Below are 18,875 nucleotides of genomic sequence, written 5' to 3' on the forward strand. Positions count from 1 at the left end.
TAAATGATCAAACCGGATCAGCTTGCGTTGCCTTGAACGGCGATCGCGGGACTTTTGCTCAGCAATCGTACAATAATATCCGGTAAGATCTGCGATCTCATCATCTTTAAACTGATTGCGTTTGAGTCCACGAAAAATCGTCGAGCGATGCCTTCCAAGCTTCTCGGCAATAACGTCAACGGAGAGCTTTGCAATGCGCCAGCGTGCTATTTTACGCCGTTCATCCAGGTCAATATGTGAATAGGTGCGATCCATGAAGGGTTCCTTGCATTGGATAACTCATTGTTATCATTTGCAAGTCGCACTTCAAACTAGAACCCACCCCTGCTATATCTTTGCGTTTGATAATATGTATTATGGAACATAACATCGTAATCAAAGTTTAATTACAATTCGGTCAACTCGATTTAAGTCTTATGATATACTATTAAAATATTGAATTAAAAGCCCTGCTGTTTTTGCAGGGCTTTAGTTATATTACACGGACGAGCAGCCGAGGCGACCCATCGCTTCAATTTCGACTAGAATTTGTGGTGACGCTAAGGCGGAAACTTCAACTAATGAACAAGCAGGAAAATCACCGTTAAAAACTTCTGCGCGGGCACGCCATACACCTTCATTGTCAGCCATATTGGTAACGAAGATAGTCATTTTCAAAATATCATCCATTTGACCGCCGGCAGCTTCGACATAAGACTGAATTTTTGAGAAGATGATTTTTGATTGATCATATGCATTGTTACCTTCAATCGTGACAAGGTCATTACTTCGTGCAGTTAATCCGGACACGAAGAAAAGATCACCGCTTACTAAGCAGTTAGACCACATTTTTGGTCTAGGCTCACTCACGGCGTCGGTGTAAATACGTTTTTTCATTGTCATCCTCTGTAATTGGCAAAAACATGTGTCTGCTGGCCTAAACCTGTGGCAGACATCGTCATCGTGTCATTCGCGTGTAAAAACACAGGGTCAGGCTTAATGGATTGGCCAACACCAGCCGGTGTGCCAGTCAGAATAATGTCTCCTGCCCTGAGCGTCATAAACTGACTGATATATGAAACTGAATAAGCAACGCTGAAAATAAGATCGCGGGTATGGCCATTTTGGCGCTGAATATTATTGACAGAGAGCTGTAAACTTATATCGCTGGCGTCACCTAATTCATCTTGGCTTACCAGCCATGGCCCTAACGGACAAAAGGTGTCGTGAGATTTACCCTTTGTCCATTCACCACCACGGCGTAATTGGTGATCTCGTTCGGAAATATCATTTGCCAGCACGTAACCTGCAACGCAGGACAAGGCATGTTCTTCGGAAACATAATGTGTATCTTTGGCAATCACCACGCCAAGTTCAATTTCCCAATCGGTTCTAATTGAATTTTGAGGAATTAGAATAGTATCATTGGGGCCAGTAATTGACGTAGTCGATTTCATAAATAAAACTGGTTCATCTGGTATTGCTCGACCGCCTTCCAACGCATGGTCGACATAATTCAAACCGATGCAGACTATCTTTGATGGTTCCGCTATAGGTGAACCTAAGCGTTGATTTTCGGATACGAGCGGCAGCATTTCTAGATTTAATGATGCAACTTTATCAATTAAACCCGCCGCTAAAGCGGCGCCATTGATGTCATCTGTATAAGCCGACAAATCACGGATATTACCGGCAGCATCAATGACACCCGGACGCTCATTGCCCGCTAATCCATATCTAACAAATTTCATTGTAATCCACTTTCAAAAACATCGGAGCGGATTTGCTCCGACGCTGTCAAAACAGCTTTAGCCGTTTACAATATCATTCCAGGCATCAACAATGCTGGTACGATTTTCGCTAAAATAGGCCCAATCCAGCGATCGTAATTTATCAGCCATAGGTACCATGGCCGCGACATCATCAGGTGTGACGGCATTTTTATTAACCGGTCGACAACCACCAATACGTGCAAATGCTTCCTGTGGCTCTTTAGAAAGCATGTAGTTAATTAAGTCATCCGGCGCATTACCAGCGCTGTCATTGTCTACACGCGTGATACTCATTGGTACTGAATAGGCACCTTCCGATGGTACGCAGAAACGCAAATCCGGCAGGTCAGGATCTGACATTAACGCTAAAATCGAACCGCTTAAATATGGCGTCGCCCAGATTTCACCTGTTTTTAATCCCCCGACAGCCGTACTTTCTTGATCCCAAAGACCAGGCCCGCCTAGACGGATTTGTCGCATTGCTTCGAAACCAGCTTTTGGATCCTTGATTGAGCCGCCTTTTAGTGAGGCTAAGGCATCAAGGGTGTAGAGTGAGGAGTTATAGGTAATATTAGGTGCAGAAACACCTTCTGCCAGATCAGGTCGGAGCAGATCTGCCCATGAAGTAATCGGTTCTTTGATATATTTAGCATTATAAGCAATACCCCATGACCCATAGGTCAAAGGTACAGCTTTATCTCCCACTGGACGTGGTACGAGCGGGTCGAAGTCCGCAAGATTAGGGATTAGATCAACACTGAGATCACGTATCAATCCTGAGCGTGCAACGAGTGGCAACATCGCGTCTGTGAAAACGCCTAAGTGCAGTGATGGCTTGTTGCGGTTAGCCTGCATTTGCGTGAAACGAGCATTGTCAAAGGCTTCAATGATTTTGACTTTAGCGGCATCAGGGTAGCCATCGAGAAAACCTTTTTTAAAGTTTTGTCCCAGAAGTCCTGGATACCATCCGAGTTCAATTACATTTTCAGCAGCCCAAGCAGGTAGCCCTGCTAGGGATGCACCCCCAAATGCCGCACCGAGTGCTAAAAAATGACGTCGATTTATATTGTACATTTCTAAGTTCCCTTCAAATTATGTTGTTATGCACTGCCACCAGACAGGTGTTTCAACCAACCTAAGCGATCAATAATGAGAGCAAGAGCCAAACCAAAAACTACAAGAATAGTAGAGACAGCAGCGGTCACCGGGTCATTCATGTCGGACAGATATTTATAAATCGCGACAGGTAATACTGTTTGATCTGATTGTGTGACGAACAGACTTACAGTGAACTGATCCAGTGAAATGATGAATGAAAATATTGCACCAGAGATAATGCCCGGCATCAAACTCGGCATGATTACATTTTTGAATGTCATCCAAGATCCCGCCCCTAAAATTTCAGAGGCATCAATGAGATTTTGACGTAAATTGACTGCACTAGTGAATACAGAACGAAACATGTAAGGCAGCACGAGTAAGCCATGTGACAATAACAATGCCGGAAATGTATCAAGGATTCCCATACGGTTGAACATATAAAGAAATGCAATCCCGATGATGAGTGCTGGTACGATCAGTGGTGATAAAATCATAAACTCAAGGATTGTCTTTAGCCGTCTGTCAGCCATGTTTCGCATGCCCAGTGCTGCAGGAATGGCAATGATTGCAGCAGCAAAGGTGGAAAAAGTCGCCAGTAATAGACTACGGATTGCAGGCTCGAGAAATAATCCACTTTCCCATGCAGCAACATACCAGCGCACTGAAAATCCGGTTGGAGGGAAACTGAAATATGACTTGTCAGAGAAACTGAACAGAACAACAATGATTAGTGGCGTCAACAAGAACAGATAGACAATTAAGGCTGACAACCGAACCAGATTAAGCGGCAAATTTCTCACTGCGCTTGCCCTTTCTTAGTACTAATTCGGGTTTGCACGGCATACAGAGCCAGAACAATCACCATCAGAATAAGTGATAAAGCTGTTGCACGAGGCATGTTGAACAACACCAATGCATCAGTATAAACCGCAACGGATACATATTTGACGGCTGAACCACCAAGGATTAACGGTGTCACAAAAGCGCCTAGCATCATGCAAAACACCAGAATAGAACCGGCAATTAATCCGGGAATGGCTAGCGGCAATGTAATGGTGAAAAAGCGTTTTACCGGCCCTGCCCCCAGAATTTCACCTGCTTCATAAAGGCGCCCGTCGATAGCTAAAAGAGAAGTTACAAGTGATAAAATCATGAATGGAAGGAAAACTTGTGCTCCGCCGATAATCATACCAAGTGCATTGCCGGAAAGTGCCAGTGGTGCACTGATCAGGTTCATGGCGGTCAATATTTCATTCACTAGCCCTTTACGGCCGAGAATTAATAGCCAGCCATATGTGCGCACGACCGTATTTACTAACAAAGGTGCTGCAACCATAAAATATAACAAACCACGCCATCGCGGAGATGCCATTGCAACCACAGCAGCTACAGGAAACCCTAGAATAACTGTAATGATTGTAACCGCACCAGCAATCAACAAAGTTGATACTAACAATTCTAATGTGCGTGCTCGCCCCAGAATGTCGACGTAGTTTGCCAGTGTGACACCAGGCAAAATCTGTCCAAACTCTTCCCTGTGGAAGCTGATTGAAATCATTTCAAAAAGCGGTATTGCCAGCAAAATAGTAACTGTCAGTATTGCGGGAAGCAGATATAGTAAAATATGCCTAGGTTTATTCATGGCGAAGCTCTTAAATTTGCGCAAAAGCAAGTTTGCATGTATCAAAATGCAGACCAATCGGAGTGCCCGGTTGTAAGCGAGCTTCGCGCAAACCAAGCTGGCGTGCCTTGACCATAAGGCCATTTGGCAATTCTACCTGATAAGTTGTTGTGCCTGTTTGGTGCACCATTTCGACCAAGGTTCCATTTACGGAATTGGGAGCATCTGCTTCTGCCAAACGGACATTTTCTGGCCGCACAGCTAATCGAACAGGGCCATCGGCAAGCTCAATCTCGGCTTTTAAGCGCTGACCATATGCGGTTGTGACATGCCCTGTCGAACGCTGCCAAATACCATCAATGAATGTTACCTGACCAATAAAGTCGGCGACATAATCATTGGCAGGTCTCAAATACAGTTCTTCCGGTGATGCTAATTGGGAAATTTTTCCACCACGCATCACTGCAATACGATCGGATAAGGAAAGTGCTTCCTCCTGATCATGTGTAACAAACAAAAAGGTCGATCCTGTTTCTCTATGAATACGACGAAGCTCTTCTTGCAATTGTTCACGCAGCTTTTGATCAAGCGCGCCAAGCGGTTCATCGAGCATTAAAACAGATGGACGTCCGGCCAAAGCACGTGCAAGTGCAACACGTTGCTGCTGACCGCCGGATAATTGTGGCGGCTTACTTTCTGCCAAATGTGGCAATTGGATAAGCTCGAGCATTTCACGGACACGATTGCGAATTTCGGCTTCAGGTAATCGTCTCGCCCGCAACCCGTAACCAATGTTTTCGGCGATTGTCATATGTGGAAACAGCGAATATTGCTGAAATACCATGCCTAAATTACGGTCGCGTGGTGAAAGATGAGTAACATCTTTTCCGTCGATCAGAATACGACCCGATGTAACTGTTTCAAACCCCGCAATCATGCGCATTAAAGTGGTCTTGCCGCAACCACTAGCTCCCAGAAGAGTTAAAAACTCCCCTTCCATAATATCCAGATCAATATTATCTGCGGCTGTTAAAGAGCCAAAACTCTTTACCACTTTCTCGACTGCTACTTTCACATTGTTCATGGCTTCCCCCCAGCCGTCGGTTTAATTAACCACCGGTAGCCGGCACGATCATCGTGTCGTCAGTATGGTAACTTGGTTTTTCGTAATAATGTGGCCCGTCATAAATCTCGATCAAACGACATTTCTCATGGGTCATCGTTGGGCCATGCGGATTGTCTTTTGGATTCATATAAAATGAGCCGGGCGTCAGTATAATTCCGTCGGTCACATATTCATATTTACCTTCCAAGCAGTACATGAACTGATTGGATGCATGGGTATGTCGGGTTGGAATGCCGGCGCCTTTTTCGAATTCGAGAATCGCGATGCTTGATCCGGTTTCAGGATTAATCCAATAAAAATATTGACGAAGACCAATGTCCGGAAAATCAATCCAACCTGTTGGGTCAATGTCATCAAGGTTAACTACAACTTCCCCATTCGGGGTTGCTATATGTACGCGATTATTAGAACTCATTTTGTTTTCTCGGTAAAAATAGAAATATGTGTGGTAATTGCTTGTCGCGCACGCTTTGCGTCACGTTCTGCGAGTGCCTCGACAATGTCGGAGTGCTGCTGATAAACTAATTGATAACGTGCTCGGTCAGATACGCCACTTGACCATAATTGTGCGGAGCGCTGATGTAGGCGTTGTGCAGTATCGCACAAAATTGCATTACCTGTTGTCTGCGCCAAGGCTGCATGAAACCACAGGTCTAAGCGCAACAGACCTTCCCTATCCATGGTTTCAATCAGCTCCGGTGTGGCTGTGAGGCCGGATTGAAGCTCATCAATTGATTGGTCTGACGCACGACGGCAAGCAAGCTCAATGACTGCTACCTCAACAGGTAAACGTGCCTCAACCAATTCATCCAAATCTCGGTCACCCCAGATGCGCACCTGCGCGCCTTTGCGTGGTAAAATCTCGACGAGATCGTCATAAGCCAATCTATGTAGGGCATGGTGAATGGGCGCTCGTCCAAAGCCTGTACTGTCAACTAATGCTAGTTCATTCAATAAAGTGCCTTGGGGTATCTCTTGATTGAGGATCATCCACTTCAATTGAATATAAGCCTGATCTGACAATGATGCGCTTGGCTTGGGCCGTTTCATGCGTCTTTACCTTATTTTCAATATCGTTAGTTGCCTGCTCTCTTTCATTTCATTATGCTGAATTTTCTGTGATATATCAAGAGATATATTTAATGATATTTCAAAAACAGGTTCTGTGTTTAGAAGCATTGATAATTATTTTTAAGATTTCATGTTGGTGATACTGAATTAAGTATATGATATATAACGATTATAATAAACTCATTCACATGAATGCCAATGTTTATTATCATGACTGATTAAATGATTGATGGCTTAAAAGGTCATGGTAAACCTTCGTAAGGCATTAGGAGAATGCTCCACCTTTTATAAATAAATTATATTCCGGTCACTTTTTAAACAGTGAAATATGGTTTCGCCATTGGTCGTTATCATTGTTGCGCAAAACAAAAAATAAAGATTCTGAAATCAAATATGGAAATTGTAAAATTAGTTTTTCAACTCTTTGAGAGTGCCCGAATTATTATTTGGGCACTCTCCAAGTCAATATAGTATTTAAACACTCACTGCCTTTGGCAAAGCAACTATCAGCCTATAGCCAAACGCCGCTCCAGCACTCGTACCACTAAAATCAATACCAAACTGATGCCTAAATAAAGTGCGCCAGCTAAAGCAAACACTTCAAAAATGGCATAGGTCTGGCTCATCAAGCGTTTTGCATAACCGGTAATTTCCAAAACCGTGATTGTTGAAGCGAGACTGGTACCTTTCACCACTAAGATAACTTCATTGCCATAAGCAGGTAGAGCCTGCCGTAGTGCAAGGGGAAACCGTATTCTGCGAAACTGCAAGAAACGTCCCATGCCACAAGCCTTTGCTGCTTCCATCAACCCACTCGGTACGGACATCAGCCCACCTCGCAAAATCTCAGATGTGTAAGCAGCCGTATTCAGCGACAAGGCTAAAATAGCGCAGCGCGTTCCATCACCAAACACCCACCACAGCACTGCATTTTGGCGGACAAAATCAAATTGCCCAAAGCCGTAATAAATCAGGAATATTTGGACAAGTAGCGGCGTTCCACGAAAAAAAGTGCTGTAACCTTTAGCAAGTTTTGCCAGTTTTGTGTTGGATGAAAGCCGCATTAAAGCCAGGCCAAGCCCTAAGCTAAAGCCAAAAACAATAGCTAAACCTGACAAGATAAGGGTTTTAGTTAACCCCTGCAGCAAAATCGGAACTGTTCTCTGGATAAATTCAAGATCCATGATTGCCCCCGCTTACTTGTGTTTTTACGCGCTTTTCGAGCCTGTCGAAACCATATTGGCTCACAAGTGTGATTAGTAGATAGGTTAAGGCCGCGATCAGGAAAAACAGAAATGGGCTGCGTGTTGAACCTGCACCGATGTAAGCCACACGCATCAGTTCTTGTAATCCAACAACTGAAACTAGAGCTGTATCTTTGATAGTAATTTGCCAGACATTATTCATGCCAGGTCCTGCAATACGCAGCATTTGCGGCAAGATAATACGGCGAAAAATTCGTCCCTTAGACATACCTAAGGCACGCCCTGCTTCGATATGGCCTCTTGGCACAGATGCTAATGCTCCGCGCACAACTTCCGTAGAATAAGCACCGGAGATAATTGCAATCGTGATCACCGCAATAACAAAAGCATAGCCACCTGCAGCCAATCCTTGATAGCCAAAAGCAGCCGCAACTTTCGTAACCACTTCAACAGAACTAAAAAACAACAGATAGATAATCAGCAGTTCGGGCACACCGCGTACAATTGTTGTGTATCCGTCTACGGCCCAATTGAGTGGTGCTACTTTTGCCCATTTAATTAAACCACAAGCAACACCGATGATACTGCCAAAAATCATACTGAACAGACCGACGGCAATGGTAATAGCTGCGCCGCGCAAAATTGCGCCAACCCATCCGCCCTGCCAGACTTGCAAGAGTCCAAATTCCATCAAAGCACCACTTATAATCTGATTGAATTGCCTTCAAAACACATCAATGCGTTGAGCTAGAGTGTTTCAAACACTCCAGCTCATTTTGCGCATCAGTTATTCATGTGCAAATTAAGGTTCACACGGATGCGTAATATCCATTTTGAACCAAGTCTGGCTGGCTTTGGCGACAGAACCATCTGCGATAGCCGCGCATAAAGCTGTGTCAATTTTTGCTTTCAGCTCAGTGTCATCTTTACGTAAACCAATGCCAACAGCATCGCCCAATGTTTCATCTGATTTACTATCAATCGGCACGTCAATCAGCTGAAAGGAGCTGCCGTCGGGCTTAGCCAAAAAGTCATCAGCAGCTGATAAATCAGAAAATGAAACATCAACCCGACCGCTCGCCAGATCAATTTGCATCTGATCAAGCGTGTCATAGGTTTTAAGATCAACATCCGGTAAATGCTTATTGATATAGCGGGCATGAGTAGTGCCTGATTGTACGCCAACACGTTTATCTGCCAGCGCTTTTATCAAACTCTCCCAATCCATGATTTTGGCCAAATCATCAGTTTTCTGCACGACAAAGAAATTCGGCAGATCTCCATAACCTTTTGAAAAGCCGATTTCCTTTTTACGCTCATTGGTAATCGACATACCGGAAATGATCGCATCAATCTGCTTGGCTTTTAATGCGGGTATTAATCCGTCAAAAGCCTGCACAACAAAGCGGCATTTTACGCCCATTTTTTCACAGACCAACTGGCCGACTTCGGCATCAAAGCCGGAAACATTGCCGCTGGCATCAGCAATGCTCCATGGCGGATAAGCCCCTTCCGTGCCAATCACCAATTCGCCGTCAGCCGCCTGCGCTGAATGGACAGTAGCCGTTACTACTGCAGCCATTGCCAAAACTTTCCACATAGTTTTCCCCTATTATTATCGTTGATAGACATAGCCTTTTAACCGGCCTTATTCAGACGCTTGGATTTACATAAATGTCCGCGCCAGAAATTGTTGTAACCGCGGCGATTGCGGGTTGGTAAACAGTTGAGCCGGAGCACCCTGCTCCTCCACCTTTCCCTGATGCAAAAACATAATTTTATGCGAGACCTCGCGGGCAAACTGCATTTCATGGGTCACGAGGATCATTGTGTTACCCTCTTCCGCCAGTTGCGCAATAACGCGCAAAACCTCGCCCACCAGCTCCGGATCAAGAGCCGAAGTTGGTTCGTCCAAAAGGATCAGTTTGGGTTGCATCGCCAATGTGCGTGCTATAGCAGCACGCTGCTGCTGCCCGCCGGACAAACGGCTTGGCAAATAATCATGTTTGTCTGAAAGCCCGACCTTTTTTAAAAGCTGGTGCGCATTTTCGATGGCCTCTGCTCGGCTTTGTTTCAGCACATGAACCGGCGCTTCGATAATGTTTTCCAAGACACTCATATGCGGCCAGAGGTTGAAGTTTTGAAACACCATGCCAACGCCTGCACGGATATGTTCAACCTGCCGCATATCAGCTGGCACTGTTTTGCCACCTGTCCCTTTTTTCATCAGTATCTCATCACCATCAATGATAATCCGGCCGCTATCAGGTTGTTCCAGCAGGTTGATGCAGCGCAAGAAAGTACTCTTGCCGGATCCTGAAGAACCAATCAGAGAGACGACTTCACCGCGTTGTGCGGTTAAGCTCACACCATTCAGCACTGAGAGACTGCCAAAACATTTATGCAAATCCAGCACTTCAACAGCTGGTTCACGACCTTCTGTTTTGCTTGCAGCCACTTCTGCCGGCTTTTTGTCAGATGCTTTCAACATTGCATCCAGAACACGATTGAAGTGAGCAACACTGGCTGGAATACAAGCGGTTTCCCAATTTTTATCCTCAGGGATAAATGCCTTACGCAAATCGGCCTTGATTTTTTGCGCGAGCGGCGTTTGCAAATCACCATAAAGATGCAACCAATTATCTGCCCGCACAGCATCATTAACTATATGCCCTTCCAATGTGCCGCATTCAATCACTAGTGGCAGCAAATGTGTTTTAGGCAACATGTTACGGATAGCCGCAGAAACATAACCCGTTGCAGTCGCGGCGATACCACTATCAGTCACTGCACCTCTGCCGGTAACCACCACATTCAGTGCCGGTCCAAACAGATCACGCCCCCATTGAATGCCCTCATGATCACTAACCGTAACCGATAAAAGTGCAGGATAAGCATAAGGGCCTGCCCCTGTATGCAAATCAAAGAATGCGAGTTTTTCAGACTTTTGTGCAAAATCGGCGATAATCTTGTGCAAGGTCACATTGGACCATTCAGCTTTTTCACCGCCAAAGAACAAGCCATTAGAAAACTCATACTGGCCTGTTTCAATAATATTAAGCACGGCCGCATGGCTACCAAACTGCCGGATGAGATCGGTATAAACTTTATCTGCTGCAGCGCACCCTTCCCCTTCAAACACACTGTAAGCTGCGGCTTGATGCACTCGCCGATAATCTTCATTCAGTGGTGGCGTTTGGCTCCAATCGATAAAATTACGGTTCAAATCCACATTATTTTCAGTTACTCGCCGCATCCATGCTGCGCCCCAAGGATTAAGCAAATGGATCATTAAAACAGCAACATCATCGGGCAAGGCTTTTGCATTCAGCTGTTTTAGCCATTCACTTTGACAGGCCGAGCCATAAGCCGCTTCGGCGCCATGGGTGCCGGAAATTACCACCACCATCTGGCGGGCATTGCGCTTACCTAACAATGCAACCGAAGTCGCGATTTGCGTACCATCAGGGCCAGCCAGTGGATGAGGATATTCTGTGATGCTGGCATTGGCGTTTTGCGCAGCTTTTAAAAAGCGCGCTTGCATTGCCGGATAATCGGTCGGGATAAATGTGTCAGTACGAGTGAATTTACTGACAGGAGTGTTAGTCGCATGCATGGTCGGCTACACTTTCTGATAATATTTTATCTCGGAGCCCAATCTACAGATCAAGCACAATGGACGAAGACGGGCGGGCGCAGCACAAAAGAACCTTGTCGTGCGCCGGCTCATCCAGCGGTTCCTCAAAATAGCAGACCTCACCTGAAATAAGCCGTTTTTCACAACTGCCGCAAATGCCCGCACGGCAGCTAAATTCCGGTTCAATCCCATTCGCTTCAAGAAAATCAAGCAGTGACACTGCATCATTATCCCAAATCAAATCCCGCTGGCTGCGTTGCAAATGGATTTTATGCTCCCCACTACCGGCCATTTTTTGAACCGGAGCGATTTGAGCGTGCTCCGTCACGTGACCACCTGCTTTCAGCAGACTGGCGGGGCCAAAAAACTCATAAGCAATGCGCTGATCGCTTACGCCCATTTCACGCAAATAATCATAGATTGCCTGCATGAATGGCCTTGGGCCACACAGATAAAAATCATAATCATCCAGCGGCAGCAAAGCTTGCAGGCCAGCCTTTGTCAGCACCCCTTCTGAATGAAAATGGCCATTAGCTTTATCTTCTATGCGCGGAAAACGATAACAATAATGCACCTGCATCATGTCATTGGCAGCAATCAGGGCCGCCACCTCTCCATGCAGCGCATGAACACCGCCATGGTCGCAGGCATGAATGAAGCTAACACGGCGATTTTTATCTGCAGATAACTGCCGCAACATCGAAACCATTGGCGTCATACCAACTCCGCCAGATAATAACACCACTGGGCGTTGCGTGCTGCGGTCAAGTTTGAAAGCTCCGCGTGGGCCATCAATCTCAACAAGCGCACCTTCTTCAATGCAATCATGTAACCAGCAGGAGCTTAAACCATCTGCGTGATCTGGTTGACGTGCCCCTTCCCGCTTCACGGTAATACGATAAAAGCCCACATCTTCAGGTGAGGATGAAACCGTATAATTGCGCAAAACAAAGCCATCGGAGTTTTTGTCCGGCACACGAATAGTTAAAAACTGTCCCGCTTCAAATGGTGTCCAATAAGACGGGTTTGTTGGTTTGAGGTGAAACGATGTGATTGTTTCACTCTCACGAATTTTCGCCGTTACTTTGAATGGACGAAACCGAATACGCTCAGCATTAGCCATACGACACACTTATTGTGCTGCGACAGATTTGGCTTCTGTCTCGGCCGCAATCATTTGTGCAAGCTTGCGTCGGAAGCGTAATGGGCCTGCATCAATTTTCAAATCCAGATGCGGGGTTTTCTGATTGGCAATGCCCTGATGCACTGCCTCCAGCACAACCCTATCCTCTTCAAAAGCACCACGCACGGATTTCGCAAAACTGGCAGATACATCTGCATCATCAGCTGCAAAATTACGCATCTGAAACCAATAATATTTGGTGTGGTTTTCATCCACCGGCGTCATGAAATTATAGCTATCCATCAAGAATGTATTATCCGGCAGGCTCTTACCCTCACCACCGCTATGAGCCGGTGCAAATATTGCTTTGATAATAGCATTGCTCGGATAGCGCACTTCATAATGCTGTTTACGGTCAGTATTACCTTCAAATTGAAGAAAAGGCGCATAAAAAGGTGCAGGTTCTGAATCTAGCATCCAACGCCATACGGTCACACCATCATCGGCAACGGTCGTTTCCAATGGGGTTTCCTCACAGGCAGAGCTGGCAAATGACGACTGATGCACCCAGGCTACATGAGACGGATCAAGCAGATTATCTGTCATGTAGAGATAGTTGCATTTGATCATCATAGACTCGCCGCGATTAACGCCCCAAGTCGGATCATCAAAATGTTCGACATGGAAGATTTCTGCCGGATCAGCCATTGCCGGATCGCCCATCCAAACCCAGACTAAACCGTAACGCTCCTCCACCGGATAACTGCGCACACGCGCCACATGCGGAATACGTTCAGCTCCCGGCACACGGGTGCAAGTGCCTGTGCAATCAAAGGTCAATCCATGATAACCACATTCGACATCATCACCTTTAATGCGCCCCATCGACAAAGGTAATTTGCGATGCGGACAAGCATCTTCCAGCGCTGCTGCTTTGCCGTCTTGGGTGCGATAAAGCACAATCGCATCACCCAGCATTGTCACGGCTTTCAGCGTACGGCCAACTTCATGATCCCACGCTGCCACATACCACGCATTTCTCAAAAACATTGCCAATTCCCCTTGTATGTCTCATTTTTCTATTGATATTCAGGGCATTGGGTGACGAACTCAAGCTGGCTTGTGCTACGTTTTTATTTAGAATAACTAAAAAGTAGCTGGGGAGGAGAAAGCACAAATGACAAGAACGTCCATCAAAGGATTGCAAGTTTTCGAAGCTGTTGGCCGCTGCGGAACTGTCACACTTGCTGCGAGAGAGCTGGGTGTTTCACCCGGTGCAGTCAGTCAACAAATGCGCAATCTGGAAGATAATCTGGGCGTTGCTTTACTAGAGCGCAAAGGCCGTCAGGTTGAGATGACAACATGGGGACGTCTTTATCACCATGAGATCAGCAAAGGCTTTCAACAATTAGTCAAAGCGACCGATATTCTGGAACGCGCCCGCACCGAAAACACCTTAACTCTCAGTGCCTTATCTTCTGTAGCCAATCGCTGGATCGGCACCAGAATTTTTGATTGGCAAGCCCTTCACCCCGAAGCTAAAATCAAAATTAACGGGCAGGAAAACGAACCCAAACTTGGGCAGGAGCCGGTTGATTTTCGCATCACTTACGGCAAGCGTTTCGAAGCCCATGAGCATTATACCGAGCTTTATACCGATTGGGTTGTACCGGTTTGCTCGCCTCGTTTGCTGGATGGACGCAGCCTCCATCATCCTTCAGAAATTTTATCTTTTCCGCTTTTAAGTCTTGAGTGGGAAGAGGATTTTCTACCCCCTCCGAGCTGGGCAGATTGGGCGCATCATATTCAGGCTGATGACAAACTGAAACTATCCAGCTGTCAGTTTAGTCTTTCAAGCAGCGCTATTGGCGCTGCCGTTAACGCACGAGGTTTTGCCTTGGCGCAAATTTCCATGATTGATGATGAGTTGAAAGCTGGCAGTTTAATCATACCTTTTGATATCAGACTCAAACTGGCCGAAAGTTATGTACTGGCATGGGATCGCTCCGCCTTACAAAAACCATTTGGCCTGGCCTTTCAGCGCTGGATTGTGCAAATGGCACGTAGGCAAGGGCAAATGTCACAGCAACAAAACTAATCCTTTTAGGTCCAGAAGCTATTTCGCAATGACGCGGCGGCGTTTTTGATCTAACTGGCTAGTAATACCTTGGTGAAAATTAAGTCGTGGAAGCTGCGTAGTTAATTTCGCAGCTTCCATCCGCAGATTTTGCTCAACATATTGACAGGCCAAGGCAAAATCATCCGTATCCAGCCAAATTTCCAGCAGGTGCTGGCCATGTTGTACCGCGCGATAATCACGAATTTCACATTGGCTTGTAGCAACAGACTGCCGGATGAGATCAGACGGGATCATCTGCAATTCACCGTCAGGTTTTTGCCAATAAAGAATATCATCGCAGCGCCCTTCGATGCGTTTCAGGCGCTGACTGGCACAGCCACAAGGACATGGCTCATCATCAGGGATTAAAATATCATCCAAGCGATATTTTAACACTGGTTGGGTTTCCCGCGTCAAATCCGTAATAATGGGAGCAAAAGCACCGCTCGCTTGATCAATAATATCCCGCTCAATATGCACATAAGCTTCATTTAAGTGCAAAGAGCCGGCACGGCATGTCATGCCAAGCACACCTTCGGTGCATTGATAAACCTGATCCACCCTGACACCAAAAACATCTTTAACGGCACGCTCGTCTTCAGGTGAAAGCACTTCTGCGACAGATATGATACAACGGGGTTGAATATTAATTGCACCATCATTTTGAGCTTGTGCCAAAAGCCGCAATATTTGCGCCGGTGCAATCAGAACTGTTGGATTTTGCTTGTTTAAACGTGGCAGATGGAGATTAAAGGCCTGTAGCAAATCGTAAAACTCAAAACTGATCAGCGCATTTCCCAATCGCTCATACAGCATATTATTGGCACGCAGAAATAAGCAAACCCGCTGACTGCGCAAAAATGATGGTGAAAAACGCCCCAACATTAAAGCAGCCCATAATGCGCGCTCACGTCTATTGGAAGCAAAAAGCCCGCGCTGACCGGACGTGCCGGTGGAAAGCCCCACAGCAACCTGCCCGATCATTGGTGCGAAATCGCGCTTTTCTTCTGATGTTAAAGCAATCCGTAAAGCATCTTCTTTGGTGATACCGGCTGTGTTGATGTCGGAAAAATGCTCCATCATCAGCGCTTTATTCATCATCGGCCAGTTTTCATATGGCTGATCAGCAAAGGCTGCATAAAAAGGTGAGCGCGGCATAATATGGCGGCGTAAATGCGCAAATGCCCGTTGCTGATGACGGGCTATCGCTTCGCGCGATGCAAAGCCTTTGCCATAACGCGCGCGCCAAAAAACGCTGAACGGGTTCATATTTTAACCTCTGATGGCGAAAGCGGGTAACTTTCAGTGCAATGCGAGGCGATGATCTCGACCTGCGGCTGAGCCAGATGAAAGGCGCGTAATTTTGCAAAACTATCCATAAAAGCGGCAGCATTGCCCAAACGATGCAAAGTAAACCTTGGCGGCGGCAAATTACGCTGCAAAGATTGAAAACTCCAAATGGAATCTGCCACCAGAAAAATCGCACCCTTAGAGGTTTTGGGTAAAAACAAACCTGTTTGGCCGAAACCGTGTCCGGGAAGTGCAACTGCAATCGCGGATTGGTCACCCAATAGATCATAACCGATGCCGAAAGCTTGCAACCCATAGGGTTGAAGGCTGAGCTGCGGCAGGCTTTCAACTGCTTTTAAAGGTAAGGCTTTTAACCGGTCACGCAACATTGCCGGACATCCGGCTTGTAAACTGGCTAAACGCTTTGCGGCAAGTTTTTCAATCGCTGCTTGGGATGTAATAACAGGCGGGATGGTGTTTAAGTCAAACAAACCAGCCACATGGTCGGCATGAAGATGCGATAGAAAAACTAAATCAGGTGCACCAACACCATGCCTTTGCAGTTGCTTGGGCAGGCTATCAGCCGGATTAAAAGTTACAGGTGTCAGCCAGCGATAAATACGCTCCGGAAATGGTTTTGTCGCTTTATTAAAGAGTGTACCATAGCCGGTATCAAACAATATCGTGCCATGAACCGGATGGCGCAGTAGCGCTACACCCGCAGGAAAACGCCCCATGCGCCAAGGCGCACCGCGCTGTGTCATTGCGAGGGGCCCGCGACAATAGCCAATATGAAAAGAAGTAAATTCCAGCACGGTTTCAGATGTTTGCGGCATAATCCTGAATACCATCTTCAATAGATATAGCTGGTATATAACCCAGCTTTTCTTTTGCTTTTGTGATGTCCAGCGTCAGGCTGCACCCAAGTGACGCGACCGCCTGACATGTAATGACTGGCTCCTTTTGAGGCATCAAAACACGGTGCACAAACTCCAGCATTTTTGCCAGTCGCATGGCATTTTCATAAGAAATATGAACCTCGCGCGGGGCAGCGCTATTTAACGTGCAAACAGCCGCCAGTAGTTCGGAAAAGCGATAAGCAACACCGGAAGTAATATTAAAAACTTCGCCGCAGGCGCCATCTTCAAATCCAGCAAGTGCCATAGCGCGTGCTGCATCTGACACATGGGTGATATCGATCAGGCTTTTACCGCCGCCAATCATCGGCACACGCCCGCGCTTAATAGCTTGCAACAGACGCGGCATCAGCGAACGATCACCGGTGCCATAAATGGCACGCGGGCGCAAAGCGGTGGTGCGCATACCACTCACATTATCTGCGGCCAGCACCAGACATTCCGCTTCATATTTGGTGCGGGCATAATGACTTGGAAAATGCTCCGTCAATGCTGCATCTTCAGCAAGATTAAACCGGTCTTTTCCATTGGCATAAATACTGGGTGATGAGGCAAAAACAAAGCGCCCAACTTGTGCTTTGGCCGCAGCCTCAAGCAAGCGTTTGGTGGCAGTGACATTAACGGCTTCAAACTCTTGGCGCGCCCCCCAAGCGGATGAAAGCGCTGCACAATGAAAAACAATATCAACATGCTGAAACGCTGCAGCCGGATAATCACCCTTCAAATCAAAGGCAAGAAATTCGATGCCTTCAGCTGAAAATTCTGAAGCCATCGTCAGGTTACGCCCCTGCGCCAGCACATGATGGCCTTGTGCTGATAAATATAGGCTTAGTCGTTTTCCCAGACAGCCGGTTGCACCGGTTACAAGAACTTTTGCCATTAATATCGCAATATTGCTCCACCAATGGAAATACCCGCCGATGTGCCAGCCAGCAAAATTACATCATTACGTTTCACACGCTCTTCCGTAATTGCCGTATGTAAAGCCATCGGAATTGAGGTGGCAATTTGATTGCCGAAACGCGAAAATGTTTGGATGACATGATCAGGATTAAGCCCGATACGCGCCAAACCATGGGTTAGCGACGGGCCGCTTGCCTGATGCGGAATAATGCAATCAATATCTGCAATATGCATATCGGCCTGTGTAAATAACCGTTTTAAAAACCGTGGCAAATAACGGGCAGTAATCCGAAATGCAGCCTGACCATTCATCTTGAAATAGGATGCTTCAGCGGCTGCATCACGGTCAACAGCGGCAGAAATGCGCGTGCCGCCACCAGCCAGCACACACGCCTCGCCACCTTCAGAATAAGTTTCAAAACGGCTGGCAATCAGGCCGTTTCCGTCAGCGCTTAAAACAACAGCCGCAGCACCATCACCAAAAATAGCTGCAACATCCGGTTCGCGCCAGTCCAAACCAACGGAAGCAACATCAGCAGAAAAAATCAAAACATTGTGGGCAACGCCCAGCTGAATTTTCATCGCAGCTAAATCAAGTGCCTGAATAAAACTCAGACAAGTTGCATTGACATCATATGCCGGTATGCCGGACTTCCCCAATCCTAACCGCTGCTGAACCAAAGTGGCGGTAGATGGAATAACCTGCTCCATAACCCCGCAGGCACCAAGAATAAGATCAAGCTCTTGCGGCGCAATTCCGGCAGCTTTCAGCGCCTGTCTTGCGGCTTGTTCGGCCATGAACGAGCTGGTTTCCTGCCCCTTTGCCACATATCGCGCGGTCAAACCAAAGCGGTTTTCCACCGTGCCCTGAGGCCAGCCGAGTCGAGCATCAATTTCAGAAGAAAGGACACGGGTCTCAGGCAGATAGGCACCGGTTCCAGCAATTTTTAATCCGGGTTTCCCCGCACCATTTTGAACGATTGTCATTAATGTCTGCACTTAAATTATGGT

Annotated in this window: 20 protein-coding genes; 1 reads left to right on the forward strand and 19 read right to left on the reverse strand. The window is 46.5% G+C overall.

Features of this window, described 5'->3' with window-relative positions:
• From ABDZ76_RS11500 to ABDZ76_RS11570, 15 genes are all read right to left on the reverse strand, one after another.
• Positions 1-255: helix-turn-helix domain-containing protein (locus tag ABDZ76_RS11500; RefSeq protein ID WP_343805595.1), on the reverse strand; the 255-nt coding region annotated here is incomplete at its 3' end.
• A gap of 222 nt (positions 256-477) precedes the next feature.
• On the reverse strand, positions 478-876 hold the full coding sequence (locus tag ABDZ76_RS11505; RefSeq protein WP_343805598.1) for a RidA family protein: 399 nt from the start codon (positions 874-876) through the stop codon (positions 478-480).
• Positions 877-878: 2 nt separating this feature from the next.
• The gene (locus ABDZ76_RS11510) at positions 879-1,730 is read right to left on the reverse strand and encodes a fumarylacetoacetate hydrolase family protein (RefSeq protein WP_343805601.1); all 852 of its coding nucleotides are present in this window, start codon (positions 1,728-1,730) and stop codon (positions 879-881) included.
• Positions 1,731-1,787: 57 nt separating this feature from the next.
• Entirely contained in the window at positions 1,788-2,825 is a 1,038-nt protein-coding gene (locus tag ABDZ76_RS11515; protein ID WP_343805603.1) for an ABC transporter substrate-binding protein, read from the reverse strand.
• Between the two features lie 26 nt (positions 2,826-2,851).
• On the reverse strand, positions 2,852-3,652 hold the full coding sequence (locus tag ABDZ76_RS11520; RefSeq protein WP_343805605.1) for an ABC transporter permease: 801 nt from the start codon (positions 3,650-3,652) through the stop codon (positions 2,852-2,854).
• Positions 3,649-4,494, reverse strand: a complete 846-nt coding sequence (locus ABDZ76_RS11525) for an ABC transporter permease (RefSeq protein ID WP_343805608.1) — start codon at positions 4,492-4,494, stop codon at positions 3,649-3,651. Before ABDZ76_RS11525 ends, ABDZ76_RS11520 begins: the two co-directional genes overlap by 4 nt.
• Positions 4,495-4,504: 10 nt before the next feature.
• Entirely contained in the window at positions 4,505-5,557 is a 1,053-nt protein-coding gene (locus tag ABDZ76_RS11530; RefSeq protein WP_343805610.1) for an ABC transporter ATP-binding protein, read from the reverse strand.
• A 25-nt stretch (positions 5,558-5,582) separates the two neighbouring features.
• On the reverse strand, positions 5,583-6,014 hold the full coding sequence (locus ABDZ76_RS11535; RefSeq protein ID WP_343805612.1) for a cupin domain-containing protein: 432 nt from the start codon (positions 6,012-6,014) through the stop codon (positions 5,583-5,585).
• Positions 6,011-6,649 (reverse strand): GntR family transcriptional regulator, encoded by a 639-nt coding sequence (locus ABDZ76_RS11540; protein ID WP_343805614.1) that lies wholly within the window; start codon positions 6,647-6,649, stop codon positions 6,011-6,013. The genes ABDZ76_RS11535 and ABDZ76_RS11540 overlap by 4 nt, the downstream gene beginning before the upstream one ends.
• A 527-nt stretch (positions 6,650-7,176) precedes the next feature.
• Complete coding sequence (locus ABDZ76_RS11545; protein ID WP_343805616.1) at positions 7,177-7,854, reverse strand: ABC transporter permease; 678 nt, start codon at positions 7,852-7,854, stop codon at positions 7,177-7,179.
• Positions 7,844-8,566, reverse strand: a complete 723-nt coding sequence (locus tag ABDZ76_RS11550) for an ABC transporter permease (RefSeq protein ID WP_343805618.1) — start codon at positions 8,564-8,566, stop codon at positions 7,844-7,846. Before ABDZ76_RS11550 ends, ABDZ76_RS11545 begins: the two co-directional genes overlap by 11 nt.
• A 111-nt stretch (positions 8,567-8,677) precedes the next feature.
• Entirely contained in the window at positions 8,678-9,457 is a 780-nt protein-coding gene (locus ABDZ76_RS11555) for a transporter substrate-binding domain-containing protein (protein ID WP_343805620.1), read from the reverse strand.
• An 84-nt stretch (positions 9,458-9,541) separates the two neighbouring features.
• Entirely contained in the window at positions 9,542-11,491 is a 1,950-nt protein-coding gene (locus ABDZ76_RS11560) for a DUF2817 domain-containing protein (RefSeq protein ID WP_343805622.1), read from the reverse strand.
• A 43-nt stretch (positions 11,492-11,534) separates the two neighbouring features.
• Complete coding sequence (locus ABDZ76_RS11565) at positions 11,535-12,635, reverse strand: 2Fe-2S iron-sulfur cluster-binding protein (protein ID WP_343805625.1); 1,101 nt, start codon at positions 12,633-12,635, stop codon at positions 11,535-11,537.
• Positions 12,636-12,644: 9 nt separating this feature from the next.
• Entirely contained in the window at positions 12,645-13,685 is a 1,041-nt protein-coding gene (locus ABDZ76_RS11570) for an aromatic ring-hydroxylating dioxygenase subunit alpha (RefSeq protein ID WP_343805626.1), read from the reverse strand.
• Positions 13,686-13,812: 127 nt separating this feature from the next.
• Here ABDZ76_RS11570 and ABDZ76_RS11575 point away from each other — a divergent pair, with 127 nt between their 5' ends.
• Positions 13,813-14,733 (forward strand): LysR family transcriptional regulator, encoded by a 921-nt coding sequence (locus ABDZ76_RS11575; protein WP_343805627.1) that lies wholly within the window; start codon positions 13,813-13,815, stop codon positions 14,731-14,733.
• A gap of 18 nt (positions 14,734-14,751) precedes the next feature.
• Here ABDZ76_RS11575 and ABDZ76_RS11580 read toward each other — a convergent pair whose 3' ends face one another.
• Genes ABDZ76_RS11580 through ABDZ76_RS11595 form a run of 4 tightly spaced genes read right to left on the reverse strand, consistent with a single transcriptional unit; the run spans position 14,752 to position 18,851 of the window.
• Positions 14,752-16,023 carry a F390 synthetase-related protein gene (locus ABDZ76_RS11580; protein ID WP_343805629.1) on the reverse strand — a complete coding sequence of 424 codons (1,272 nt, stop codon included), beginning with the start codon at positions 16,021-16,023 and terminating at the stop codon, positions 14,752-14,754.
• Complete coding sequence (locus ABDZ76_RS11585; protein WP_343805631.1) at positions 16,020-16,880, reverse strand: MBL fold metallo-hydrolase; 861 nt, start codon at positions 16,878-16,880, stop codon at positions 16,020-16,022. Before ABDZ76_RS11585 ends, ABDZ76_RS11580 begins: the two co-directional genes overlap by 4 nt.
• Positions 16,864-17,841, reverse strand: a complete 978-nt coding sequence (locus ABDZ76_RS11590) for an NAD-dependent epimerase/dehydratase family protein (RefSeq protein ID WP_343805633.1) — start codon at positions 17,839-17,841, stop codon at positions 16,864-16,866. The genes ABDZ76_RS11585 and ABDZ76_RS11590 overlap by 17 nt, the downstream gene beginning before the upstream one ends.
• Positions 17,841-18,851 carry a 3-oxoacyl-[acyl-carrier-protein] synthase III C-terminal domain-containing protein gene (locus ABDZ76_RS11595; protein WP_343805635.1) on the reverse strand — a complete coding sequence of 337 codons (1,011 nt, stop codon included), beginning with the start codon at positions 18,849-18,851 and terminating at the stop codon, positions 17,841-17,843. The genes ABDZ76_RS11590 and ABDZ76_RS11595 overlap by 1 nt, the downstream gene beginning before the upstream one ends.
• Positions 18,852-18,875: the final 24 nt, after the last annotated feature.

The organism is Paenochrobactrum glaciei, from assembly GCF_039522165.1.
Lineage (GTDB): Bacteria > Pseudomonadota > Alphaproteobacteria > Rhizobiales > Rhizobiaceae > Paenochrobactrum > Paenochrobactrum glaciei.